This window comes from Halomonas litopenaei, assembly GCF_003045775.1.
Taxonomy (GTDB): domain Bacteria; phylum Pseudomonadota; class Gammaproteobacteria; order Pseudomonadales; family Halomonadaceae; genus Halomonas; species Halomonas litopenaei.
Map to the genome: position 1 here is coordinate 868,495 of NZ_PXNS01000001.1, position 25,520 is coordinate 894,014.

Annotated in this window: 20 protein-coding genes; 10 read left to right on the forward strand and 10 right to left on the reverse strand. The window is 64.3% G+C overall.

Annotated elements, in window-relative coordinates; all coding sequences use genetic code 11:
* Nucleotides 1-172: 172 nt before the first annotated feature.
* Nucleotides 173-790 (forward strand): hypothetical protein, encoded by a 618-nt coding sequence (locus tag C6W88_RS03900; RefSeq protein ID WP_108131521.1) that lies wholly within the window; start codon nt 173-175, stop codon nt 788-790.
* A gap of 87 nt (nt 791-877) precedes the next feature.
* Here the strand turns inward: C6W88_RS03900 and C6W88_RS03905 are convergent, their stop codons facing one another.
* From C6W88_RS03905 to C6W88_RS03930, 6 genes are all read right to left on the reverse strand, one after another.
* Nucleotides 878-2,140: a lactonase family protein gene (locus C6W88_RS03905; protein WP_045991888.1), complete on the reverse strand. Its 1,263-nt coding sequence runs from the start codon at nt 2,138-2,140 to the stop codon at nt 878-880.
* A 287-nt stretch (nt 2,141-2,427) separates the two neighbouring features.
* A complete protein-coding gene (locus tag C6W88_RS03910; protein ID WP_108131522.1) occupies nt 2,428-3,792 on the reverse strand; it encodes an APC family permease in 1,365 nt (454 codons plus the stop codon).
* A gap of 303 nt (nt 3,793-4,095) precedes the next feature.
* Entirely contained in the window at nt 4,096-5,127 is a 1,032-nt protein-coding gene (locus C6W88_RS03915; RefSeq protein WP_108131523.1) for a histone deacetylase family protein, read from the reverse strand.
* Nucleotides 5,128-5,196: 69 nt separating this feature from the next.
* Nucleotides 5,197-6,681 (reverse strand): NAD(P)/FAD-dependent oxidoreductase, encoded by a 1,485-nt coding sequence (locus C6W88_RS03920; protein WP_108131524.1) that lies wholly within the window; start codon nt 6,679-6,681, stop codon nt 5,197-5,199.
* Entirely contained in the window at nt 6,681-8,057 is a 1,377-nt protein-coding gene (locus C6W88_RS03925) for a Na+/H+ antiporter NhaC family protein (RefSeq protein WP_045991891.1), read from the reverse strand. The genes C6W88_RS03920 and C6W88_RS03925 overlap by 1 nt, the downstream gene beginning before the upstream one ends.
* A 190-nt stretch (nt 8,058-8,247) precedes the next feature.
* Nucleotides 8,248-9,540 carry an NAD(P)/FAD-dependent oxidoreductase gene (locus tag C6W88_RS03930; protein ID WP_108131525.1) on the reverse strand — a complete coding sequence of 431 codons (1,293 nt, stop codon included), beginning with the start codon at nt 9,538-9,540 and terminating at the stop codon, nt 8,248-8,250.
* 429 nt (nt 9,541-9,969) lie between these two features.
* Here C6W88_RS03930 and C6W88_RS03935 point away from each other — a divergent pair, with 429 nt between their 5' ends.
* The 3 genes from C6W88_RS03935 (at nt 9,970) to C6W88_RS03945 (ending at nt 12,012) form a co-directional block, all read left to right on the forward strand.
* A complete protein-coding gene (locus C6W88_RS03935) occupies nt 9,970-10,692 on the forward strand; it encodes a GntR family transcriptional regulator (RefSeq protein WP_108131526.1) in 723 nt (240 codons plus the stop codon).
* 71 nt (nt 10,693-10,763) lie between these two features.
* On the forward strand, nt 10,764-11,210 hold the full coding sequence (locus C6W88_RS03940; RefSeq protein WP_197037054.1) for a VOC family protein: 447 nt from the start codon (nt 10,764-10,766) through the stop codon (nt 11,208-11,210).
* Between the two features lie 139 nt (nt 11,211-11,349).
* A complete protein-coding gene (locus tag C6W88_RS03945) occupies nt 11,350-12,012 on the forward strand; it encodes an MOSC domain-containing protein (RefSeq protein WP_181248562.1) in 663 nt (220 codons plus the stop codon).
* 217 nt (nt 12,013-12,229) lie between these two features.
* Here the strand turns inward: C6W88_RS03945 and C6W88_RS03950 are convergent, their stop codons facing one another.
* Nucleotides 12,230-13,999: a peptidoglycan DD-metalloendopeptidase family protein gene (locus C6W88_RS03950; protein WP_045991895.1), complete on the reverse strand. Its 1,770-nt coding sequence runs from the start codon at nt 13,997-13,999 to the stop codon at nt 12,230-12,232.
* Nucleotides 14,000-14,439: 440 nt separating this feature from the next.
* Between C6W88_RS03950 and C6W88_RS03955 the strand changes: the two genes are divergently transcribed.
* Nucleotides 14,440-15,330, forward strand: a complete 891-nt coding sequence (locus tag C6W88_RS03955; protein WP_045991896.1) for a LysR family transcriptional regulator — start codon at nt 14,440-14,442, stop codon at nt 15,328-15,330.
* A gap of 124 nt (nt 15,331-15,454) precedes the next feature.
* Nucleotides 15,455-16,456 (forward strand): glutathione S-transferase family protein, encoded by a 1,002-nt coding sequence (locus tag C6W88_RS03960; protein ID WP_108131529.1) that lies wholly within the window; start codon nt 15,455-15,457, stop codon nt 16,454-16,456.
* Between the two features lie 85 nt (nt 16,457-16,541).
* On the opposite strand, the gene C6W88_RS03965 is transcribed toward C6W88_RS03960, so the two are convergent.
* Entirely contained in the window at nt 16,542-16,994 is a 453-nt protein-coding gene (locus tag C6W88_RS03965) for a YaiI/YqxD family protein (protein ID WP_045991898.1), read from the reverse strand.
* Nucleotides 16,995-17,427: 433 nt separating this feature from the next.
* On the opposite strand from C6W88_RS03965, the gene C6W88_RS03970 reads away from it, so the two are divergent.
* The 4 genes from C6W88_RS03970 to C6W88_RS03985 all read left to right on the forward strand — a co-directional run bounded on the left by C6W88_RS03970 (nt 17,428) and on the right by C6W88_RS03985 (nt 23,438).
* Nucleotides 17,428-19,164 (forward strand): DEAD/DEAH box helicase, encoded by a 1,737-nt coding sequence (locus C6W88_RS03970; RefSeq protein ID WP_108131530.1) that lies wholly within the window; start codon nt 17,428-17,430, stop codon nt 19,162-19,164.
* Between the two features lie 362 nt (nt 19,165-19,526).
* Nucleotides 19,527-20,063, forward strand: a complete 537-nt coding sequence (locus C6W88_RS03975; RefSeq protein ID WP_146164630.1) for a fimbrial protein — start codon at nt 19,527-19,529, stop codon at nt 20,061-20,063.
* Between the two features lie 88 nt (nt 20,064-20,151).
* On the forward strand, nt 20,152-20,877 hold the full coding sequence (locus tag C6W88_RS03980) for a fimbrial biogenesis chaperone (RefSeq protein WP_045991900.1): 726 nt from the start codon (nt 20,152-20,154) through the stop codon (nt 20,875-20,877).
* Nucleotides 20,878-20,939: 62 nt separating this feature from the next.
* A complete protein-coding gene (locus tag C6W88_RS03985) occupies nt 20,940-23,438 on the forward strand; it encodes a fimbria/pilus outer membrane usher protein (protein ID WP_146164631.1) in 2,499 nt (832 codons plus the stop codon).
* Here C6W88_RS03985 and C6W88_RS03990 read toward each other — a convergent pair.
* Both C6W88_RS03990 and argE read right to left on the reverse strand, forming a co-directional pair.
* Nucleotides 23,435-24,202, reverse strand: a complete 768-nt coding sequence (locus tag C6W88_RS03990) for a glutamine amidotransferase (RefSeq protein WP_108131532.1) — start codon at nt 24,200-24,202, stop codon at nt 23,435-23,437. The two genes, C6W88_RS03985 and C6W88_RS03990, sit on opposite strands and share 4 nt — an antisense overlap.
* A gap of 47 nt (nt 24,203-24,249) precedes the next feature.
* On the reverse strand, nt 24,250-25,416 hold the full coding sequence (gene argE, locus C6W88_RS03995; protein ID WP_108131533.1) for an acetylornithine deacetylase: 1,167 nt from the start codon (nt 25,414-25,416) through the stop codon (nt 24,250-24,252).
* Nucleotides 25,417-25,520: the final 104 nt, after the last annotated feature.

Below are 25,520 nucleotides of genomic sequence, written 5' to 3' on the forward strand. Positions count from 1 at the left end.
AGCCCTCGTCGGATACCCGACGGGGGCTCTTGCTTAGGTAACGGGGCGGATGACCGGGGTGCGGCAAAACACCCGCTACCGGCCATAATAAAAGATTCAGATAATGGGGATCTTTGTGCCGCTTCGGGATCGTGTGTCCCGACGGCCTACCGCCAGGGACAGGGAGAAACGCATGTCAGATATCGTCCTCTACGTGATGATCTACGCGGCCGTGCTGTTGTCGATCTATCAGGTCTACTACATCTACTACGAGCAGCACTTTGCCGACTTCGAGAAGCGTCCCGGAATGGACGCCGAGGCGCTTGAGGAGCTGTCGCGGCTGGCCGAGCAGGCCAGGAATACCGGTGATCGCGAGGCCTTTGCCCGGGCGGTGAACGAGCGCTTCGATGGCCGCGTCGACCCCAGGGTAGCGCTGGCGGCCTTTTCTCGGGACGACGAGCCGGTCAATGCCGCCATGCTGCTACGCCGGCGTCGCCAGATCGTCACCAATGGGCGCATCATGGTCCGCCATCTGGCCAGCTGGACGACCCGCCCGCCGAGCCGGGACCTGCGTGGCACCCTGATCATCGTGATCATCGCGCTGTGCCTGTCGGTGCTGGGGCTGGGTGGGCTCAGCGTCTATACCATCGGCTATGAACTGGGCTCACCGGCGTTCGCCTGGGCCAACGATCCCGCCATCCTGCTTTCGTTGATCGCGCTGCTGATCGTCGCCACCCACCTAGTCTACAAGCTGGACGTCTACCTTCACGATCTCTACGAAATCGGCAGGCTGAATCCGCACTTTCGCTAGGGCTAGCCTGAAAAGTGCCCGTGCTCGTCGACTATTCGGGCAGGGCTCCAGGCGTCGCCGTATCTGCCGTCTTCCAGTGCCACAAGGCTAGCCGTCTTCCAGCACCACCAGGCCGTAGCTGCCGAGCTCCGGCAGTCCGCCTGCACTGGTGCGCAGCGATAGACCACCATCCTCGGCGACATCGAAGGCCATCACCTGGCCGGTGTTGCCGACCAGCTGATAGAGGGTGTCGCCGTCGGGGCTCAGCGCCATGTCCGAGAAGAACAGCAATTCGCCGTCGTCCTTGTAGGCGGTAGCATCCTCGAGGGCGATGCTGCCGTCCGGTTTGACGCTGTAGCGGCTGATGGAACTCGACAGAGCGTTGGCGGTGTAGAGGGTGTCGCCGTCGGCGTTCAGCGCGACCCAGCAGTTGGCGATCTCGCCTCCTTCCATGGCAGCGCCGGTCAGGGCGTCGGCGGTCTTCAGGGTGAGTCCGCCCTGATCATCCAGCACATAGCTCGAGACCGAGCTGGTCTGCCAGCTGTAGAGCGGGCTCTGGGGTACCTTGTCGGCCTCTTCACGCAGGCCGAACTCCGGCGTCAGGAAGCGTGCCTCCGACATCAACAGGGTCTCGCCCTGGTCCCCCTGGCCGATGGCGAAGCCCACCGGTATGGCGTGGAAGCGTTCGGCCGGCGCACGCGGGCTGTCCACGCTGGCGATCGGATCGGCGGACAGACCATCGTCACTGACCGCAAAGCTGTGAATCTTGCCGGTCACCAGCTCGTTGACGATGACGAAGGCTCCGGAACGCGAGAAGGCGATGGTCGAGGGGCGGGCGCCCAGGTCGCGCCGGCTGCCCTGGATCGCGATCAGTCCTTCGGGAGTGTGGCGATACAGCGCGATGGAGCCGGCCTGATTGCTGTCACCCACGCTGGCGGTGGCGACCAGGTGGCCGTGGATGGCGACAGAAATCGGGAAACGGTCCGAGGCCGTCACGCTGTTGACGGCCTGAAGGCTGCCGTCGGGGGCGCGGTTCATCAGGCTGAGGGTACCGTCGCCTGGGTTGACCGCGACCATCCAGCCGCCGTCCGCGGAGGCCGCGATGGCGTTGGCGGAGATCAGGGGGTCGTCGCCGTTGGCCAGCGGGTGGTCAGGGTTCTTCTCCAGAGCCGGTATCTCCAGATCACCGGTACCAAGGCCCCCGGTGGGATACTCGGAGGCTAGGGACAGCGTGCCGTCATCGTCGGCATGGAAGGCGGCGACCGAGTTGCCTTCGGTCTTGTTGGTGACCACGTAGATCGTTTCTGCCGCCAGGCAGGTGGACAGCGGGGCAAGTGTCAACAGCATCAGGGTGGGCAGGCGTAGCGTCATGGGCGGGGCTCTCCATGGGAAGGGACTCTCGATAGCTGTCTCTTACCTTAGGGCAGTCCTGCAGCGGTGCTCTTCATGGCTGTGCCTTGCCACAACACGGCCGGAAAAAAGGTCGATACGATGCCTCGATGCGCGATCTTGCAAGGTTTGTGGTGCGCCAAAGAAGAGCGCCGACATCCCGGGATGTCGGCGCTGTGGGCAGGGTCTGTAGGTAGGGGCTGTGGGCAGGGGCTGTAGGCAGATGCTCTAAACCGCGACGCTATGATCGGAGGCGCCGCGGTCAGCGCTCAGTTTTCCTTGAGCTCCAGGTCCGGTACTTCGACCTTGAACAGGCGGGTCAGATAGAGCAGGTAGGCAAAGCCGACGGCGACCCAGGTGAGGCCCACCTGGAAGGTGTTGAGCGACAGACTCGACCACAGCCAGATGGTCAACAGGAAGCCGACGCTTGGCATGACGCCGTAGCGCAGCAGGTTCTTGGGTTGCATCAGGTGCTCATCCACCAGGTAGTGCTTGATCACAGAAAGGTTGACGAAGGAGAAGGCGACCAGAGCACCGAAGCTGATCATGGTGGCGGCCAGCTCCAGGCTGATGACCAGCGCCATCAGCGAGATGGCGCCGACGATCAGGGTCGACCCCAGCGGGGTACCGTAGCGCTGGCTGAGCTTGCCGAAGACCTTGGGCAGGACCTGGTCGCGGCCCATGGCGAACAGGATCCGGGAGACGCTGGCCTGGGCGGCCATGGCCGAGGCGAAGCAGCCTGCTACATATGCAGCGGTGAAGAAGGCGACCAAAAAGCCCCCGCCGGCGCGGCGCATCACGTCCACCGCGGCCGAGTCGGCGCTGCCGAAGTTGTGATAGTCGGGAAACACCAGATGCCCGACCCAGGAGGCCAGAATGAACAGGCCGCCGCCGATCAGGGTGCACAGCATGATGGCGCGGGGGATGTCACGCTTGGGCTCGCGAGTTTCCTCGCACAGGGTTGAGACGGCGTCAAAGCCAAGAAACGACAGGCACAGGATGGCGGCACCACCGACGATGGTGGTCCACTGGAGCCCTTCGCTGTGGAAAGGCGCCAGCAGCGAGGGGGCTTCGCCACCGGCGATGACCTTCAGCGAGATGGCGATGAAGGTGGCCAGAAAGACGAACTGAAAGCCGATGATGATCAGGTTCATCTTGGCCACCAGCTTGATGCCCAGGATGTTCAGCGCGGTCACGGCAATGATGGCAGCGACCACCCAGACGCCTTGGTCGATGGCGGGGAAGACCTCCTTCATGTAGATCCCGATCACCAGGTAGTTGATCATCGGCAGGAAGATGTAGTCGAGCAGCAGTGCCCAGCCCACCATGAAGCCCACACGGCCACCGAAGGCGCGGCGTGTGTAGGTGTAGGCGGAGCCGGCGGTAGGGTAGTGCTCGACCATCTTGCCGTAGCTGTAGGCGGTGAAGAACATCGCCGCCAGGGTGATCACGTAGGCCATGGGCACATGGCCGCCGGTGGTTTCGGTGACCACGCCGTAGGTGGTGAATACGGTCAGCGGCACCATGTAGGCGAGGCCGAAGAACACCAGGGCGGGCAGGCCCAGGATGCGCTTGAGGCCGCTGTCCTGGCCGTCGGGGGCCTCGGGGAGGCTGGAACGTCGTTGTTGTGTCATGGGTCGGTTCCTGTTGTTGCTGTTGTTGCTGTTGTTGTTCTGAGCGCTGCTCAGGGCGTGGTCTACCGCCCGTTCCAGGTTGCCGTCGTCGATGCGGTCTGGCGGCTGCGTCGGGGGAGACGTTTCGCCGAGCTGTGCACGGTCCCCGTGGCAAACCAGTATGGGAAACCGGCGGTGCTCGCGTGGCGCTGACGCCCGTCCGGGACAAGCGACCTACTGATGTCGTACGGGGCGTCGAGCGTTTTCGTCGAATCGGTCGTGCCTTGTGCCTTGTGCCTTGTGCCCTGTGCCGTGTGCCGGGGCTCAGGCGTTGTCGAAGCCCTTGAGCACGTTGATCGCATTGACCCCGATTTCTTCCACCGCGTAGCCGCCTTCCATCACGAATAGTGTGGGCAGACCGATGCGCTTGAGGCGGGCGCCGATGTCCAGATAGTCGTCGCTTTGCAGGGTGAAGGAGCTGATCGGATCGTTCTCGAAGGTGTCGACCCCGAGGGCGATGATCAGCATGTCCGGGGCGAAGTCCCTGACGCGCGCGATGGCGTCATCCAGCGCCTGCGCCCAACGGGCGTAGTCGGTGCCGCTGGGTAGGGGGTAGTTGACGTTGTAGCCCTCGCCCTCACCTCGTCCGGTCTCGTTGGCGAAGCCGAGAAAGTAGGGGAACTCGTCCATGGGGTCGCCGTGCAGCGAGAGAGTGAGCACGTCGCTGCGCTCGTAGAAGATGTCCTGGGTGCCGTTGCCGTGGTGGAAGTCGATGTCGAGGATGGCGACCCGCTGGTGGCCCCGGTCCAGTGCCCGCTGGGCGGATACCGCCACATTGTTGATGAAGCAGTAACCGCCGTACTGGTCCCGCGCGGCGTGATGGCCGGGCGGTCGGCACAGGGCGAAGGCTGGCGCGCCGCTGTCGAGCACCTGGTCCACGGCGGTCAGGGCGATGTCCTTGCTGAGCAGGGCCGCCTCGAAGGTGTCTGCGTTCAGCGAGGTTTCTCCGGCCAGGGCGTAGTAGCCAAGGCGGCCCTCGATATGGCGGGGTATGGGGCCGCCGGGCATCCGTCGTGTCGGCCAGATATTGGGAATCGCTTCGCCTTCGTAACCGGCCGCCTGCCAGTCGCGCCAGGCAACCCGCAGAAAGTCGATGTAGTCCGCGTCATGGATGGCCAGCACCGGCTCCAGTCCATGCTCGTCGGGGCCGCGGATCTCGCCGATGGACTCGGTCCTGGCGCGTTCGATGATGTAGTCCACCCGCTCGGGACACTCGAAGGGCGCGACCAGTTGGCCGGCAAACAGCTCGGTGAGAGTGCGACGGTCGCGGGTGGCGTCGCTATGAACGATCAACATGGCGGTGTCTCCTTTGGCAGTTCCGGGGCAAGGTGACGAGTGTGCGGCCTGCATCGCGGCTGTCGCTGTCTACTCGATCACGGCGGCAAAACGGTCGTTGAGTCGGCTCAGCGCCGGGCCGATCAGCGGCAGGTGGCGCTCACGCGACGCCAGGGCCTCCTCGGTGGCGTAGCTCAGGGTGATGGTCTGGGCGCCCAGCCAGCGCAGGGGTTCGGGCTCCCAGCGACGAACCACCTGGTCCAGTGCACAGCCATCGAAGGCCCAGGGGGCCCGTGTCAGCGGTGTGTCCTGTCCACAGAGCATCTCGGCCAGGGTGCGCGCCATCAGGTGGCTGGCGGCGACGCCTTCGCCGGCATAGCCGCCGGCGGTGGCGATGCCGGCTCGCCGATCGATGAGGGCGTGGGGGCGAAAACTGCGCGAGAGGCCCAGGGTGCCGCCCCAGCCGTGGCTGATATCGACCTCGCCGAGGTCGGGAAACAGATCCTGGAGCAGCGCCTTGCGCATCTGGATGTCGCCCTGGGTGATGGAGGCCTGGTGACGCGGACGGGCGTTGAAGCGGTAGCGACCCCTGGCGCCGAAGATCAGGCGACCATCGCGGCTGCGATGGCCGTAGTTGATCAACCGGCTGGCGTCGGCGAAGGTCGGTCGCTGTGCCAGGCCGATAGCGTCCCACTGGCTCTGACTCAAGGGCTCGGTGGCGATCACCAGGCTGGAAACCGGGACCAGGTGGGGACGCAGCTGGGACAGGGTGTTGTAGCCTTCGGTGGCCATCACGATCATCGGTGCGCGGATGCTGCCCTGGGGCGTGGTCACCTTGCCGTCGTCGATGCTCGTCGCCGGGCTTTGTTCGTAAAGCCTGACCTGCATGGCCGCGAGTCGCGCGACCAGCCCAACGATCAGCTTGCCGGGGTGCAGCGTGGCGACCTGACGATGAAAGATGCCACCGAAGGGGCGGCGGAAGCGGGCCCGGTCGCTGAGTTCGTCGGCGGACAGCCAGCGGCAGTCATGCTGGCGATGGCCGAGTTCCAGCAGGTGTGCGAGGTAGTCCCGCTGGAGCGCCTCCTGGGCCGGGTAGCGGGCCGCCGCGTAGAGCGCCCCGCCCTTGTGGAAGTCGGCGTCGATGGCTTCCTGCGAGAGGGTCGCGCCGATCTCGTCGACATTGGCGGACAACAGCTCGCACAGCGCCTGGCGCCGGGCCAGGGGCAGGCCCTTCAGGTGCCGCTCGAGGCCCGCCAGGTTGCCCACCACCCAGCCCCCGTTTCGGCCCGAGGCGCCGTGGCCGAAGCGCCTGGCCTCGAGGACCCGGATGTCCTTCTCGGGGGCCAGGCGCTTGAGGTGATAGGCGGTCCACAGGCCGGTGAAGCCACCGCCGACAATGACCACGTCTGCCTGCTCATCACCGGTCTGTTCATCGATAGCCTGTTTATCCCCGGCCTGTTCATCGATGGCCTGTTCGTTGATGGCCTGTTTATCAATGGAGAGGGGGGCGAGTGGGACTCGCCCGTTGTCTCGGTGTGACCAGAAGATGGCGTCGTTGGACGGTGCTTTCGTCATCACATGAATCCCAGTACCAGATAGAGGGCGGCGGCCAGCAAGCCGGCCAGGGCCGCGTAGGGCAGTTGGGTAAAGGCGTGCTGGAAGGGCGTGCAGCCGCTGGCCTGGGCCGTCAGCACCGTGGCGTCCGAATAGAAGCAGGCGTGGCTGCCGAAGGTACTGGCCGAGAGGGTGGCACCGATCACCAGCGTCATGTCGGCGCCCAGATTGTGGCCCAGGGTGGTGACGATGGGCAGGATGATCACGAACACGCCCCAGTTGGAACCGGTGGCGAAGGAGACGAAGCCCATCAGCGCAAAGATGATGAAGGGCAGGATCTGGGCGTTGATCAGCGGTTCGACCGTGGTGATGATGTACTCGTTGAGTCCCAGGGTGGTGTTGACGTCATTGAACATGAAGGCCGCCACCAGCACCGCCAGGGCATCCAGCATCGACTTGAAGCCCTCCAGAATGTTGTCGAAGGTCTCGCCGGGGGTCAGCTTCTTCAGGCCGATGAAGGCCACGATCATGCCGGCCAGGGTCACGAAGATACCCATCAGGAAATCGAGATCGAAGTACCAGGTGAAGAAGGCCAGCGACATCATCGGCAGCAGGAACATCCAGACGCTGCTGCGTGTCTGGTCCTTGGCCGCCAGGTGGGCGATCTCTTCATCGATGTGCTCGGCGCCGGGCGGCACGCAGCGACCCTCGAGCTGGGCGCGCTGCTCGGCGCGCTTCATCGGGCCGAACAGCGGAATCTTGCCGTAGGCGACCAGCGGCACCATGGCCACCGCGATCCACGGATAGAACATGAAGGGGATGGCCTGGATATAGGTCCAGACTCCCTGGCCGTCGGCGGCCAGGCCGTTCTTTTCGATCAGCGCGCCGAAGAACACCGCCCAGGTCGAGATCGGGATCAGTACGCTGATCGGTGCGGCGGTGGAGTCGATGACGTAGGCCAGCATCTCTCGCGACGTCTTGAAGCGGTCCGTCACCTGACGCATCGAGGTGCCGACCGCCAGGGAGTTGAGGTAGTCGTCGACGAACAGCACGATGCCCATGAACCAGCAGCCGAGCAGCGCCCGAGGCTTGCTGGTGATGTAGCGCAACAGGCTTTCGGCGAAGGAACGCGAGGCGCCGGATTTCAGCAGCAGCGCAATAATCGAACCCATCAGCCCACATACCGCGATCACCCAGGCCACGTCCTCGTCGGTCAGGACGTTGAGCAGGCTCTCCGAGAGGGTGGACAGGGCGCTGGTCGGCTCGATCAACAGGGTGCCGACGAAGGCGCCGGCCACCAGCGGCTCGAGCGCGCGACGGCTCCACAGTGCCAGCAGCAGTACAACGGCGGTGGGCAGCAGCACCAGCCAGCCGCCTGCGGGGAAAAACGCTTCCATGGATGTCCTCCTGGACGATCATTGTTGTTGGTGAAGCGACCTGGCGATGGCCGTGGGTCGCGTCGATCAGGAGCGTGGCGTGACAGCTATTGGTTGTCGTTGATGTTGTCGTTGATGTTGTCGTTGGCGTCGTTGATGGTGAAAGGTCCGGTCGATATCGAGCTGCCGACGGCGAGTCGGTGGCGGACGCTCAGCGCAGTTTTTCGCGCAACTGGTAGTACCACATGCCCGCGGCCAACAGGCCGTTGCCGAGGCGCTCGCTGACCGGGATGCGCCAGTGGCGCATGTCGGCGAACAGGTCGAACTCCTCCAGCTGTCCGCTGACCGCCCTGGCCATGATGTTGCCGACGATATGCGAGGTGGCGATGCCGTGCCCCGAATAGCCCTGGGCGTAGAAGACGTTGGGTGACAGCTTGCCGAGCTGAGGGATGCGGTTGATCACGATGCCGGCCTTGCCCTGCCACTGGTAGTCGAGCGCGATGCCCTTGAGCTGCGGGAAGGTGTGTTCGAGCCGGGGGCGCAGTTCGGCGCCGATATCCGCTGAGTCCTGGCCGGAATAGTTGGCGCCGCCACCGAACAGCAGGCGACCGTCGGCAGTCAGGCGGTAGTAGTCGAGCACGAAGCGGGTGTCGTAGACCGCCAGGTCCTGGGGATTGATCGCGGCCTGCTGCTCCCGGCTCAGCGGGGCGGTGGTGACGATGCCGAGAGAGGCGGGGAACAGCTTGCCCTTGAGCGCCTTGCGCTCCAGCCGGTGATAGGCGTTGCCGGCCAGCACCACGCTGTCGGCGTGGATCTGGCCACGCTCGGTGACGACACAAGGAGTAGCGCCGTGGCGGATCTCGGTGACCCGGGTGTCCTCGAACAGCAAGCCGCCCAGGTCCTCAAGGGCGCGGGCCTCGCCAAGACAAAGGTTCAGCGGGTGCAGGTGCATGTTGAAGTCGTTGCGCACCGCGCCATGGTAGAGCTCGGTGCCCACCAGTTCGCGCGTCTGATCGGCGTCCAGCAAACTCAGGTGCTGGGCGATCTCGTGGCCCTGGGCCGCTTCGACGTCGCGCTTAAGCTCGGCCATGTGGCTCGGTCGGTAGGCGGCGTGCAGGTGGCCGAACTTCAGGTCACAGGCGATGGCGTACTTGTCGACACGCTGACGCAGAATGCGGTGGCCTCGCCAGCGAAGATCCCAGACGAAGTTCTCGGCTGCCTCTCGCCCTAGCGGGCCGGAGAGCTGCTTGAGCATGGCATCCTGCCCCGACAGGCTGCCGGTGACCTGACCGCCATTGCGACCGCTGGCCCCCCAGCCGATCCGGTTGGCCTCGACCAGCGCTACCCGGTAGCCACGTTCGGCGAGTTCCAGCGCGGTGTTGACGCCGGTGAAGCCGCCTCCGATCACCGCAACGTCGACCCGATGCTCGCCCTCGAGCGTGGGATATTCGGTTTCTTCGTGGATGGTCGCGGCGTAGTAGGACGCGCAGCGCGGTTCGCTCATGACGACTCCCGAAACGATGACAGCTTGTTATTGGTGTGATCACATGTTGTGATCACACTAGCAGGGCTTGCAGATGCGCACAAGATGCGAATTCGACCCTGGGCGGCCCAGGCTGCGGCGTCCCGGCCTGGGCTATCGTCATCGCGATGGGCTAGTCTTGACGCCAGACGCAGGTAGATATCGCCGTGATGGTGGCAGGCCAGCGGCCTGTCGGATTTTTCGCCGATGGCGACAGATGAGCGGTCGACGGGCGGCCGGCAAAAGAAGCAAAAGGGGAGTGATAGAAAAGTTATAGTGGGTTGGCGTGAGGAGTGAAGTGGAGAAAGGAATGGCGAGGGGAATGGAGAAGGGAATAGAGAGCGGAATGGCAGAGATGAATGGCGAGGGGAATGGAGAGAGGAATGGACAGAGGAGTGACAAGGAAGCGCAATGACCGACGTTCATACTGACAATAGCGATGACGCCATGGTCGCGCCGATCGGCACGGAACCATCGCCTCCGCCCTACCTGCCGGATACCGCCTCGACCCGAATTCACCAGGACCTGAGGCGTCGTCTGTGCGAAGGGGCCTTCAGTCCGGGCGAGGTGCTTTCGATCCGCGGCATCGCCGCCTGCTATGACACCAGCGCCATGCCTGCTCGGGAGGCGCTGCGCTGGCTGGTGAGCGAGGGGGCTCTGCAGTTTGTCGACAGCCGCAAGATCATCGTGCCGCACTTGAGCCGGGAGCGCTTCACCGAGGTGCTGTTCGCCCGCAGGCGGCTGGAAACCGAGCTGGCCCGGCAAGCCTTTACCGCGATCGAGCACCAGCACATCGACGCCCTGGAGGCGCTGGACGATGGCATCAATCGAGCCATCGAAGCTGCTGATCTCAAGAGCTATATGCGTGGCAATCACGCCTTTCACTTTCTGATCTACCGGCTGAGCGGCTCGACGGTATTGCTGCCGCTGGTCGAGCAGCTATGGCAGCAATACGGTCCCAGCATGGGCTTTATCTGCACGCGTTGGGGCGGCTCCGCCATCGCCGACGATCACCATCGTGAGATTACCCAGGCGCTGCGCCGGGGGGACAGGGACGCCTTCTGTCGCGCGGTGACCGCCGACATCGAGCAGGGAATGCGGCTGCTGGACGACTACTACGCCTCGTCGAAGTGATTTCTGGGCTATCTTGATGACGTCCGGCGCCAGTCCTTCGGACCGCCGACCCGAGCATCGAAAGAACGTCGTTGAGTCATCAGGAAAAGCTCATGCAAATCTACCCTTACCTGTTTTTCGACGGCCAGTGTGAAGAGGCCCTGGCGTTCTATGCCGAGCTGATGAACGGCCGAGTGAGCGAGCTTCATCGCTACAGGGACATGCCCGCCGATACACCTGATGCTGGATGCGGGGAAGCGGGCACACCGTCACCAGAGCACATCATGCATATGCAGATCGAGGTGGCGGGTCATGTGCTGATGGGGTCGGACGCCTCTGGGGAGGCGCCTCAGGGCTTTTCTCTGGCGCTGTCAGTGGACACGCGCGAAGAAGCCGAACGGCTTTGTTCCGGGCTTGCTGAAGGTGGAGAGATCATGTTGCCCCTGTCGGAAACCTTCTGGGCCGAGCGTTTTGCCCTGGTGAAGGATCGCTTCGGCGTCGCCTGGATGGTCATGTATGAAGGCGCTCGTGGCGGCTGAATAACGGTGCGTCTTGCTGCAGGGCGTCCAGCGGAGCCGGAGGACTCCCAGGCGGCGTTCGCAAGCGGGGGCAAGGAGCACGACAAGCGCTCAAGCATGGGCGGCGAATAGCGACAAGAGAAGGAGGATGGGGGCAAGGATGGAATTTTCAGATGTCAGGGGGCCCTATATCAGCGAGCCCCAGATGCTGCCGGGCTTCGGTGAGAAGAGCGGTATCTACAAGGTCGCCGCCGCTGAGCCTCAATGGCTGTCCCGACTGGGGCTTTCCAATGACAGCCAGGCCAATCAGGTCGACCACGGCGGGGTGGACCGCGCCCTGTGTCACTACTGCGCCGATCACTATCCCCGCTGGAACGAGCGCTATCCCGACGCCGGTGTGGTGCTGGAGGCCGGCGTGCTGGGTGAGAATATTGCGAGCCAAGGCGCCGATGAGCGCGAGGTGCGTATCGGTGACGTCTATCGCATCGGCGAAGCGCTGGTGCAGGTGACCCAGCCCAGGCAACCCTGCGCCAAGGTCGATGCCCGTACCGGCCAGCCGGGGCTGGCGCGGGCCTTTATGCAGGAGGCCCGGATGGGCTGGCTCTACCGCGTGCTGGAGGAAGGATGGATTGCGCCGGGGCCTGTCATCGAGGTGGTCGAGCGCGGTGATGAAAGGTGGAGCGTGGAGGCCTGCTGGCGGGTGCTGGAAGACCGCAGGGCGCCCCTGGATACCATGGCCGAATTGCACGGTGTCGAAGCCCTGGCGCAACACTGGAAGGACCAGCTGGTCCGGCGCATGGACTATTGGCGCGGGCGCGCCTGAGGACGGCAGGCGGGTGAATACCACGCGCTGTAGGGTGCTGCTGCGCCTGGCGCCGAACCGACTGAGCCTGTCTTCTCTGCACCTGTCTCTCGTGTGTCCCTGTCTCCTCTGGCTCTGTCTCCTCTGGCTCTGTCTCCTGGGCTGAAACGACAAGGCCCTGCTGTGTCGCAGCAGGGCCTTGTTGCAGGGTCTTGTCGTGATCAACCGCAGCGGAGCATCAGATGTCGCTGTCGGCGGCCAGGTCGTTGGCCAGCGCCACTTCGGAGCCGGGCTTGGCGGTCTGAAGCGCGGCCAGGGTGGGGCCGGTTTCCTGCTGGAAGGAGGCCAGCGCCTGACCGGACAGGCTCTGGTTTTCCGGAAGGGCCACGCGCATCGCATTGACCTGATTGTTGTTGACCATGACCTCGTAGTGCAGGTGAGGTCCTGTGCTGCGACCGGTGTTACCCGACAGGGCGATCCGTTCGCCCATGGTCACGCGCTGTCCGGTGCTGACCAGCGGGCGCGACAGGTGCAGGTAGCGTGTCTTGTAGCCATTGTCGTGACGAATCACGATATAGCGACCCGCCGCTGGGTGGTTGCCGACCTTTTCCACGCGACCATTGGCCGGGGTCTCGATGCCGGTACCGATCGGCATGGCGAAGTCTGTGCCCTTGTGCGGGCTGACGCGGCCGGTGATCGGATGGCGGCGGTTGAGGTTGAAGTTGGAGCTGATGCGGTAGCTGCCGGAGAACGGGTAGCGGTTGAAGGCCGGGTCGAGGCTCTGGCCTTCGGGGGTGTAGAAGTTGTTGTCCTCGGGATTGCGCACCAGCGTCAGGTCCATGCGCTCACCGTCGTAGGACACCGCCAGCACGCGGGGGTCCAGGCGCTGGCCGTCGATGATGTCGGACTCGACCAGTACCCGGAAGCTGTCTCCGCGACGGGTGTCGCGGCGAAAGTCGAGCTTCTTCTCGAGCACCCGCGCCATCTCCGAGACTTCGGCACGGCTCAGGCCTGCGGCCTCGGCGGAGCGAGCGAAGCTGCCGCTCACGGTGCCGGCGTAAAGGCGTTGTGAGGCTTCGCCGGCACGCTCGATGGTCGCCACGTCAAAGCCTGAATCCTGGCGTTCGATCAGGTAGCCGTCGCGCACGTTCTTCATGATGCGCAGCGCCAGCAGTCGACCGTCCTCGCCAAGCTGATACTCGAAGGTGTTACCGACGCGCCAGCGGGTCAGCACGTTCTGGTCGGGCAGGTCCTCGAGCAGCGCCATGACCTCGCTGTAGCCCAGCCCCAGGGTCTTTTCGGCCATTTCGGCAAAGGTGTCGCCCTGCTGGACGCGATAGGTCTGCCAGGTCGGGACGAACGGCTCGTTGGCCGCAATCTCTTCCTCGAGCACGATCGGGCCTTCATCGAACAGTTCGAGCTCGTCTTCGCTGACATCCTCATAGGAAGTGGCGTCGCTGGCGACGTCCAGTGACTGCTGCTCCAGCAGCCCACTGGCCACGGTACCGAGCACCACGGCGATATGCAGGGAGCCTTCGTCGAGCTTGAAGGCGGGCGGCTGCGGATTGCCGTCCAACGCAACTGGCGCCGCGGTAGATGAATCAGCGGCGCCAGGAAGCGTGCGAGAGGATTGTAAGGTAAGAGGAGGTAGTCCCGACGATGAACGCATGGCGTTCTCGAACTTGACGTCGGCGTGGGCCTCGTCGACGAAGTCGATGTCGACGATTTCGCTGGCCTTGAGCTGAGAAATCGGGATGTGCTGGCTGGTGGCATCCAGCGCCAGGTCGATGGCTTCGGCGACCTGGGTTCGCTCGAAGTTCAGCGATGGCAGTTCCGGCGAGGCAGACTCTCCTAGCGGAACCAGAACTGACTCCAGCGATTCATTGCCTCGCTGAACGTCTTCGTAGGTGGTGACAATCTTGTGGGCGCCCAGCACGGTGACCATGGTGGCAACGGGTAACAGCAGCAGCTTGTGCGTGCGGGGCAGCGAATGGAGGATTCGCATCATGGTAAAAGGGCCATAGAAAAATTGATGAAGGTAAATATATAGGCTATTGCACCATACCCCATGAAGTATGGTATGCCTAGACTGTATGGCCATACAGCGGATGGCGCATCGCCCGGTGATTTATGTGACCGGGGGCGCCAGGAATGGATGAAGCTGTGACAAAACCTTGTTCGAACGCTGTTTATTAACTGTTGTTCATTGGACCCTTAGCGTTGAACAAATGCAACCCCCCGGTAAGTCGTAGTGCTTTCTACTCCCCCTGAAGGACGATAAGTCTCATTTTGTTGATATAAGTCCAATGACTGGCCAGGCGCCGTACAAGGCCTCGCGCGGGAGGGGCGTATCGTGATTTTCATCGATGCGACGTTCATCGATGCCAAGTCGTGCCATTGGCGCCGTCGGCTGGCATGCTCAATGGATATCGTCAAAAGGATTCAAGCATGTCGCGTGTCACGCTCGCACAGTGGCAGATGCTGGCCGCCGTGGTCGATCACGGTGGCTTTGCCAGGGCCGCCGAAGCCGTTCACAAGAGCCCTTCGACCCTCAACCATGCAGTGCACAAGCTGGAGGAGCAGTTGGGGGTCAAGGTGCTGGAACCGGTGGGGCGCCAGGTTCGGCTTACCGAGGAAGGGGCCTTGCTGCTGCGCCGTGCCCGCCAGCTGCTGGAGAGCTCCGACGCGCTCGTGGATATCGCCGCTCGACTGCGAGAAGGCCTGGAGGCCGAGGTGGTGCTGAGCATCGACCAGATCTTTCCCTCGAACGTACTGGCCAAGGCGATGGAAGCTTTCTCCAGCGCTCTTCCGCAAGTCAGGCTGCAATTGCACGAGTCGGTACTCAATGGTGGTGTGGAAATGCTCGAGGATGGCCGAGCCGACCTGGTGGTGTCAGGGGTGACCACGTCGGGCTATCTGGGCGAACCCCTGGTCAGCGTGCCATTTATCGCGGTCGCTCACCCGGACCACCCTCTACATGCCATGAGCAGGCCGCTGGACCTCAGGGATCTGGAGCACCATCGCCAGGTCGTGGTGAGGGACTCGTCGCAAAGGGCGTCGCGTGATTCGGGCTGGCTCAAGGCCGAGCAGCGCTGGACCGTCAGCCATATCGCCACCTCGGTAGAGATGCTCGAGCACGGGCTGGGGTTTGCCTGGTTGCCCAAGACCCGCATTCGCGACCAACTGGCCAGTGGCCGGCTCAAGCCATTGCCGCTGCAGGCCGGCGGTACGCGTGAGGTGCCCATCCAGCTGTATCATCGCGACGCCGACCGGGCGGGACCCGCCACCAGGGCCATGGCGGAGCATCTGCGCCAGGCTGTCCGGGACTGCAGTTGCTGAGGTCTGGGCACATCGGAGGCAATGGGTTCGAAAGAATCGAAAGGTTGGCGGCAAAATGTGCGCTTGTAGTCGATTCTTTCCACCGTATGCTGGGCTCTCCAAGGCGCTTCACGGGAGAGACCGTATGGGACTGTTAATCGATGGGGTCTGGCACGACCAGTGGTACGACACCGAGAGTACCGGCGGCGAGTTCGTGCGAGAGTCCGCCCAGTTGCGAGACTGGGTCAGCGCCGATGGCGCGCCGGGCCCCGATGGCCAGCCAGGCATCAAGGCCGAGGCGGGACGTTTTCACCTGTACGTGTGTCTGGCCTGTCCCTGGGCCCATCGCACCTTGATCATGCGCCGACTCAAGGGGCTTGACGCGCTGATCGACGTCTCCCACACCAGTCCGCTGATGGGCGACAAGGGCTGGAGCTACAACGAGGCCGAAGGCTCCAGTGGTGACTCGATCAACGGCGTGAGCTTTCATCATGAGCTCTACACCCTGGCCGACCCTCACTACACCGGTCGGGTGACCGTCCCGGCGCTGTGGGACAAGCAGCGCAAGCGCATCGTCAACAACGAGTCGGCCGAACTGGTCCGAATGTTCAACTCGGCCTTCGACGAGCTGACCGGCAATCGCCTCGACTTCTATCCCGAGTTCCTGCGCCAGACCATCGACGAGATCAACGCCGACGTCTACGACAACATCAACAATGGTGTCTACAAGGCGGGATTTGCCTCCGATCAGGCGGTTTACGAACGTCACGTCTCGGCGCTGTTCGCCTGTCTCGACAGGCTCGAGGCGAGGCTTGCCAATCATCGCTATCTGGCCGGAGCCTGGCTGACCGAGGCCGACATTCGTCTGTTCACCACCCTGGTGCGTTTCGATGCCGTCTACCATGGCCACTTCAAGTGCAATCTCTATCGCATCGAGGACTATCCCAATCTGTCGCACTACCTGCGCGAGCTCTACCAGTGGCCGGGTGTCGCCGAGACCGTGGACCTGGATCATATCCAGCGCCACTACTATATGAGCCACGACACCATCAATCCCAACGCCATCGTGCCGCTGGGACCTGTGCTGAGACTGGATCGGGACCACGACAGAGAGCGTCTGGCCTCAGAAGGCGTCTACCAGGGCTGAGTCAGACGCTGGCGGAGAGGATCCGCGGGTGAGCCGTTGGTGGGGGAGGAGGGGACCGGCTCGCGAGCCGGTCCGGGCGGCTCGATCAGCGTGCGTGCCTGGCCAGCCAGCGATCGAGGGCGTTGGCAAACTCCCGTCGATCACTGTCCGAGTAGCCCTTGGGGCCGCCGGTGTGCTCGCCGCTGGCACGCAGCGTCTCCATGAAGTCGCGCATCTGCACGCGTGCCTTGATGTTGTTGCGATCCAGGGTCTCGCCTCTGTTGGTCATTACCATGGCCCCCTTGTCCAGCGCCTCCAGTGCCAGCGGAAGGTCGGCGGTGACCAGCAGGTCACCGGGAGCGATGCGGCTGACGATCTCGTTGTCGGCGGCGTCGAAGCCGTGGCTCACCGCCATGGCCTTGACCCACTTCGAACTGGGCAACGGGATCTGGTGGTTGGCGACGAACCAGGTCTGGGTGGTGGTGCGTTCGGCGGCGCGGACGATGATGTCGCGAGCGACTCTGGGGCAGGCGTCGGCGTCGACCCATAGTTGGGGCATTGGTGTCTCCGGGGCAGAAAAAGGGGGCTCGATCATAAAAGGGCTGGTCAGAGCCATGAGTCGATGGTAGCATGCGCCCTCCTCGCATGTGTTGACCCCACCATCATGACGCAGCGACCTCCGACGCCCAAGCGGCCTCGAGAGTTCAAACAGATGCTGCAACGCGCAAGACGCGTTCGAATTGTGAAGATGGAGCACCCGACGTCGATCCCGACGCCCGCGGTGCAAACGGTCGCCACGATGGCTCCACGCAGTTGCGTGAGCCGATGCCAGGTGCGACCGGCGTCCCCGACTCCGAATGTTGACAACAGACTTGTTGACCTTGCTCTACCACGAGTAGAGCGACGTATTTCTGTTCGCCCCGAATACGGGCGCGTCAGGGACGCCAACCACGTTATTTTGCCGGTAACCCCGGCCTACCAAGGTGTGATTCATGACCTCGACGACTGTCGCTTCACCGTCTTTTGGTGATCTGGCCCTGCTGCCTGCCGTTCTCTCCGCCATCGAGACCCTGGGCTACGAGACTCCCTCGCCCATTCAGGCGCAGACCATTCCAGCCCTGCTGGAAGGCCGCGACATGCTGGGCCAGGCCCAGACCGGCACCGGCAAGACCGCTGCCTTCGCGCTCCCCATCTTGTCTCGTATTGAACTCGATCGGCGTGAGCCCCAGGTGCTGGTGCTGGCGCCGACCCGCGAGCTGGCTCAGCAGGTAGCCGTCTCCTTCAGCAAGTACGGCCAGAACCTCAAGGGTCTGGAAGTCGCCACCCTGTGCGGCGGCCAGGAATACCGTGAGCAGCTCAGCGCGCTGCGTCGTGGCGCCCAGGTAGTGGTCGGTACCCCCGGCCGCGTCATCGATCACCTGGATCGTGGCAGCCTCAAGCTTTCCGGCCTCAACGCTCTGGTGCTGGACGAAGCCGACGAGATGCTGCGCATGGGCTTCATCGACGACGTCAAGCGTGTTGTCGCCGATACCCCCGAGAACGCCCAGCGTGTGTTCTTCTCGGCGACCCTGCCCACCGAGATCGAGCGCATCGTCAATCGCTACCTGGTGGATCCGGTCAAGGTCGCCATCGAGGCGCGTACCACCACCGCCGAGAGCATCGAACAGCGCCTGGTGCGCGTCGATGGTGGCGCCAAGCTGGAAGCGCTGTCGCGCATCCTTGAAGTCGAGCCGGTGGACGCCGCCATCGTGTTCGTGCGCACCCGTGCCGCCTGTACCACTCTGATGGAGCAGCTGTCTGCGCGTGGCGTCAACGTCGCCAGCCTGTCCGGTGATCTGGACCAGAGCCTGCGCGAGCGCACCATCACTCGCCTCAAGCGCGCCAAGGTCGATGTGCTGATCGCCACCGACGTGGCCGCTCGTGGTCTCGACGTGCCGCGCATCACCCACGTCATCAACTATGACCTGCCCCAGGATGCCGAGGCTTACACCCACCGCATCGGCCGTACCGGCCGTGCCGGCCGCAACGGTGTGGCGATCACCTTCGCCGGCTTCCGTGAAGGCCGCAAGGTAGGTTGGCTCGAGCAGGCCACCGGCCAGAAGATGGCGGTCATGGAGCTGCCCGACGAGGCCGCCATTCGTGCCCACCGCGACAACGTCTTCCATCAGCGCGTGATCGCCTCCGTCACCAAGGGTGCCGAAGAGCAGCGTGCTCTGGTCGAGCGTCTGGTCGAGGAAGGCTACGATCCCATCGAGCTGGCCTGTGCCTTCTCCGCCATGGCGCGCGCCGACGAGGCACCCATCGGTCGCCTGCAGGCGCCGCGCAAGGAGCGCAATGACCGCGCCCCGCGTGACGGCAAGCCGCAGCGTCGCCGCGAGAGCCGTGGACCCAGCGAAGGCATGACCCGCTACCGCGTCTCCGTCGGCCACAAGGATGGCGTCAAGCCTGGCCAACTGGTCGGAGCCCTGGCCAACGAAGGTGGTATCGAAGGCGCCCGTATCGGCCGCATCGACATCCGTAACGGCTTCTCCACCGTGGAGCTGCCCAATGGTCTGCCGGCCAGCATCCTGGCCAAGATGGCACGTGCCCGTGTGGCCGGTCGTCCGCTGGAAATCAGCGAAGACCGTGGCGGTGATCGCGCTGAGCGTGGTGGCGAGCGCAGCGGCGAGCGTGCTCCCCGTCGTCGTCGCGATGACGAGACGCCTGTGCGTCGCCAGTCGCGCGCCTGATCGAGGTGCCAGGGGCCTGAGCCGACAGCTGGTACAAGGCCCCTGTTGATCCGATGACGCATCGGATCACGACAAGGCAAGTTTCGTGAACGGGCCGGTGGATATCCACCGGCCCGTTTGCGTGTGCATGTTTCGCTGCTTCCTGGGCGTTGGCTCCCGGGGATCGGGCCCGATGTTCATCCCATTCCCTTGCATGTCGACTTTCTCCCCGCCTGACCTACGTCAACCTCTGACCCGATGCTGCCGCTCCTGATGGCCGAAGCACGACATAATGTTGCAAAGTGTAACATCCGGGTGCGGTGACAGGGTCTCTCTTGTCCCGGCCGGGCTGAAGGCATGATTGCAATGGAGAGCGACGGGACATGGAACGGAAAACAGGCAAGGGATGGCTGCTTGGCGTCATGCTTTTTACCCTGGCAGGCAATGGATACGCCGCCACCGGCACCATCACGATATCCGGGAAGGTGCTTGCCACGACCTGTACGGTAAAGGTCAACAATGCGGGAACCGGGGATGGCACTGTGGTGCTTCCCACGGTCAGTGTCAGCGACTTGAAGAGCGGTGAGACGGCGGGTGACACCTCCTTCACCATCGACATGAACTGCTCCGCTGCCGTGGACAATGTGAAGCCGTACTTCGAGCCTACCAATGTCGATGCCGCCACCGGCTATCTGGTGAATACCGCAGGTACCGCCGGCGCCAAGAACGTCGAGATACAACTGCTCGACCATACCAACAAGGTGATCAATCTGATCGCCAATGATGCCACCGCGATGGATCTGGCCGACGACACCACGGCGACTCAACTTCGCTACACCGCGCGCTATTACGCCAGTGGCGCGGACGCCGTCGCGGGGACCGTCAGCACCTCAGCGGTGTATACCCTGAACTACCAATAGATCTCGCAGTCCGCCCGCACTGGCAGAAGTGCGCGGAGGTAGGGCGTCTGGCAAGGCTTCATAAAGGCTACAGAAAGGCATAGGGATCATGCGTGTACGGGAGTCGTGGGGAAGGGGAGTGGCGCTGTTGGCGCTGGTGGCGCTTTGCAGCCTTGTCAGTCGTGTCGATGCCAGTGTGGTGGTTTCGGGCACCCGGGTGATCTACCCCGCCGATGCCAGGGATGTGAGCGTCGCGCTGACCAATGCGGGCGATACGCCCTCGCTGGTGCAGGTGTGGATCGATCGTGGCGACCCGGACTCCACGCCGGAGAGTGTCGAGGTGCCGTTTCTGACGACACCGCCGGTGACACGCATCAATGCCCATGGCGGACAGGCGATTCGGATCGCCTATCTGGGCGAGGTGGCGCCTGTCGATCGCGAGTCTGTCTACTGGTTGAACGTGCTGGAGGTGCCCGCCACCCAGGCGGCGCCGGACCGAAACGTGCTGCAGCTGGCATACCGCACCCGCATCAAGCTGTTCTATCGACCCGTCGGGCTTGCCGCTTCCCCCGAGCAGGCCGCCGAGCAGCTTCACTGGGAGCTTGAGCGGGGGCCAGGCCGCTGGACGCTGGTGGCCCGTAATGAGAGCCCCTACAGTGTGTCGCTTCGTCGGGTCGGGCTAGGCAACGAAGAGCACCAGGTCACGGCTCGTGGCAGCCTGATCCCGGCCCAGAGCTCCCGCCGTTTCGGCATCGAACCGCTGGCAACCTCCCAGGGTTTCTTCGATTGGATCAATGACTACGGGGTGACGCAGCGGCGCCGATTCGAGCTGTGAAACGTCTGTCTGGCACAGCAGCCGGCAAGGTTCGAGGCTTGCGGCGGCACGAAGGCCTGTCTGTGCTCATTGCGCTGGGGCTGTCACTCGTCACCGACGCCGGTCTGTCCGCCCGGGCCGACGACGGTAGCAGGGTGACCGGTGGTGCGTCCGAGCGCCGGGTCGAGTACGCCTTCAACGCCAAGCTGCTGAAAGGATCACTCCAGGGCATGGACCTGACCCGCTTCGAGCAGGGTATGACGATCCCCCCTGGTCGCTATGAACTCGACGTTCTGGTCAATGGCCAGGCGTTCGGTCGCGAGACGGTGACGATCGGTGAGGACCCGGAAGGGACGCGTCTGTGTCTGTCGCTTGATGCGATAAAGCGCCTGCCGCTGAAGCCCGCGGCAGGGGGAGGCGACTCAGGCCGCGAGTGCGTCGATCTGGCCGCTCGCTATCCCTACGTCGATAGCTCGATCGACTCGGCGAACATGCGACTTGAACTGAGCGTGCCCCAGGCCTATCTGCGGCATCGCGTCAGGGGAAAGGTGCCGGCCGAGGCGTGGCAGGACGGCATCAATGGCGCCTTTGTTCGCTACAACAGCAATGCCTTCCGTGGCGAGCGCGACGGGCAGGAGTCCCGTGAGGACTATCGACTCGGGATCAACGCCGGGGTGAACCTTGGCGGTTGGCAGCTTCGTCACAATGCCAGTCTCGATGACGCCAGTGGCGAGACCGCCCACTATCATGTCACCAACACCTACCTGCGCCACGACGTGACGCCCTGGCAGGCCGACCTGGTCATCGGCGAGTATCAGACCTCCGGGATGGGATTCGAGTCGATACCCTTCACCGGCGTCCAGCTCGCCAGCGACGATGCCATGCTGCCTCCTTCCCGGCGGGGCTACGCCCCGGTAGTGCGAGGCACCGCTCGCACCAACGCCAGGGTGACGGTCCGTCAGGGGGAGGACGTCATCTACGAGACCAGCGTGACGCCCGGCCCCTTTGCCATCGACGACCTTTACGCCACCAATGTGGCTGACGACCTTGAGGTCACCATTACCGAGGCCGACGGCAGCGAGCGCGCCTTCGTGCTGCCCTATACCTCGGTGGCACAGTTGCTGCGACCCGGCGCCCACCGCTTCCACCTGACCCTGGGGGAGTATCGGGATGACGGCCTCGTCGACCTGCCCCGGTTCGTTCAGGCCGAATACCGACGCGGGGTCAGCAATCGGCTGACGCTATACTCCGGCGCCATCCTGGCCGAGGACTATATGGCGGGGCTTGCCGGTGGCGCCGTGTCGACCCTGTTGGGCGCCTTCGCGCTGGATGCCACCATGACCCGGGCGAATCACCTGGAGGCGCTGAGCGGTGAGCCGGAGAGCCCGCGTGGCGAGAGCTTTCGTGTGAGCTACAACACCCGTTTTGATCCCACCGACACCGAGCTGTCGGTGGTCAACTACCGTTTTTCCAGTCAGCACTATCTGAGCCTTTCGGACGTTGCGCTGCTGCGCGATGACGGAACGACATCCTCACCACGGGACCGCGAGCGCCAACGTCTCGAGGTCAATCTGACCCAGACCCTGGCCGGCGGCACCAGGCTGTTTGCCTCTGGCATCAGCGCCGACTACTGGGATCGCGAGGACGCGACCACCTATCAGGTCGGTGTCAGTCGTGGCTTCTCCTGGGGCACCCTGAGCGCCACCGCAGGCCGTAGCGAGACCGAAGGCGACTACACCAACGAGTTCTACCTCAATCTCAGCGTTCCGCTGGGAGGCCACCTGCAACTGACCTCCAATCTGGCCCATCGGGGCGATCATCGCTCGGGCCAGTTGAACCTCAGCGGCGACAGCGGTGCGCTGAACTATGGTGTCTACGTCAACCACAGCCGTGATGACCGGTCGCACGATTCAAGCTATGGCGGCAACCTGGGGATGGACACCTCCAGGGTACGTCTTGGCCTCAACCTCAGCGCCGGAGATGACTACCGCAGCTACAGCGCCAGCGCCGATGGCACCGCCATTGCCTATGCGGGTGGCCTGGTGCTGACGCGGGATCAAGGCGAGACCATGGCGGTCATCGAGGCGCCGGGCGCCAAGGGCGCGGCGATTTCTCAACATGACCAGGTGTTGCTGGACGGGCGGGGCAAGGGGGCGATCAGCGGACTGACACCTTACCGCTACAACCGGGTGGCGCTGGATCCCTCCGGCATGACCGATGGCGTCGAGCTCAAGGGCAATGCCAGGCGGGTAGCGCCTCGCCGAGGCGCTATCGTCAGGCTGACCTACGACACCCTGGTGGGGGCGCCGACCCTGGTGCGGGTGACCACGCCGGCGCCTTTCGGCGCGCAGTTGATCGACGCCGATGGCGACGTGCTGGCGGTGCTGGGTCAGGGGCGCATGGCAGTGGTCAGGGGAATCGATGCACACCGGGGCTATCAGCTTCGCTGGGGGCCGAGCCCGCGGGAGCGCTGCCGCCTGACACTGGAGCCGCAACGCGAGGCGACGCCGCACCAGGGTGCAGCGCCGCGTGTCGCCCAGCGCCAGGCCACCTGCTTGCCTGGAGATGTCTCGTCTGGCTAGCTTCGCCGATCGAACAGGGTCAGGGCGAAGGCGTCCAGCAGGCTGCTGGCCTCGGGGGTCTCGACCACAGACCGCTCGAGTGCCTCGACGTCCTCGTCCTGAGCGACAAGAATGTCGCGCTGGTGCGCCAGGTAGGCCGCGGTCACCTGGACGGTGAATTCCGGGTGGAACTGCACGCTGTACTGGGCTGGGCCATAGCGCAGGGCCTGGTTGGGGTCATGGTCGTTGGCCGCCAGGACCGTGGCGGCCTCGGGGCGTGACAGGGCGCTCTGGGCGTGGGTCAGCTGGGCGGCGAAAGCATCGGGCAGCGCACCGAACAGCGGATCCCCACGACCGGCCTCGGTCAGCGTGAGGGTACGCGTGCCGCATTCCCGCCCTCGGGGATGGTAGCCGGCGCTGCCGCCGAAGGCTTCGGCCATCAGCTGGTGGCCATAGCACACGCCAAACATCGGCAGGCCACAGTCGAGCGCCTCCCTCAGCCAGGGTTTGAGCGCTTCACTCCAGGCTTCCCGGTCGGACACCATGGCGTGTGACCCGGTCACCATCACCCCGTCCTGATCAGAGATTGCCGGCAGCGGTTGGCGGCGAACGTCGATCACCTCGATGACGCCGCCACGACGACGAAAGCCGTCGAGGCGTGCGCTGAACAGGTCCTCGAAGTCGCCGTGCTCGGCGACGACATCGGCGAAGCTGTCGCCGGTCTTGAAGATGGCTAGGCGAGGCGGCTCAACAGGCCTCGCCGGGCTTGAAGCAGTGTGGGTCACGGTCTTGGCTCGAAAAGGGGAATCCAGGGGCGCTTGCAGGTGTAGATTCAGCCGCGCTTGAGGCGATCACCGAGGGCGACCATGAAGCGGCTGCCGGCGTCGAGCTGTTCGCGCTCGATGTATTCGTCGGGCTGGTGGGCCTGGCTGATGCTGCCGGGACCGCAGATCACCGTGGGCAGGCCGGCGAGCTGGAACTGACCGGCCTCGGTGGCGTAGGCCACGGCGGCGCCGTCGGGGCTGTCGCCGAGCAGTTCGCGGCACAGGCCCAGCGCCTCGCTGTTGTCACGATCGGCCAGGGCCGGCACGGTGGTGTTGAGCGCCTCGGTGGTGATCGAGGCCTCGGGGGCGCGCTGGCGCATGCGGGCTTCGAGTTCGCGGGCGGTGGTCTCGACCCGGGCCAGCAGCTCCTTGGCGTCATCGGTGGGCAGGTGGCGAATTTCCCATTCGAAGCTGCAGCGCCTGGCCATGATGTTGATGGCGGTGCCACCCTCGATCTTGCCCACGTGCAGGCTCGAGTGGATCACGCTGAAGGCCTCGTCGACCCGACCCTCTTCCTTGAGCTCCGCCATCACGTCCTCGATGCGGGTGACCAGGCGGGCGGCGACGTGGATCGCCGAGACCCCTTGATACACCTGGCTCGAGTGGGCTTCGCGTCCGATCACCGTGGTGCGGAAGTTGCTGGCCCCCTTGTGGGCCACCACCGGCTCCATCAGGGTCGGCTCGCCGACCACCACGGCGGCAGGGCGGGGGTGTTCGGCCATCAGCGTCTCGATCATGCGCGGGGCGCCGACGCAGCCGATTTCCTCGTCGTAGGACAGCGCCAGCCAGATCGGCACCTCAAGCTCCAGTTCGCTCCAGCGCGGTACTTCGGCCAGGGCGCAGGCGATGAAGCCTTTCATGTCACAGGTGCCGCGACCGTACAGGCGCCCGGCATTGTCGCCCTCGCCGGCGGTCAGGGTGAAGGGATCGCTGGTCCATGGCTGGCCCACCACCGGCACCACGTCGGTATGGCCCGAGAGCACCACACCGCCCTCGACCGCCGGGCCGATGCGCGCCAGCAGATTGGCCCTGGAACCGTCGTCGCTCTCGACCCGCCAGTGATCGACGCCGTAGCGGTCGAGCCACTGCTCGACGAAGGCGATCAATTCCAGGTTGGAATCCCGAGACACGGTGGCAAAGCCCACCAGGGTCTTGAGCAGGTCGTGTGCGGTCATGAAGGCTCCGTCGACTGAGGTCACAAGGAGCGTCAATGTACCATGGCCAGGCGACGCGCCCCAGCGTATCGCCCCGGGTTACCGCCCGAGCACGCTGCTCTCCT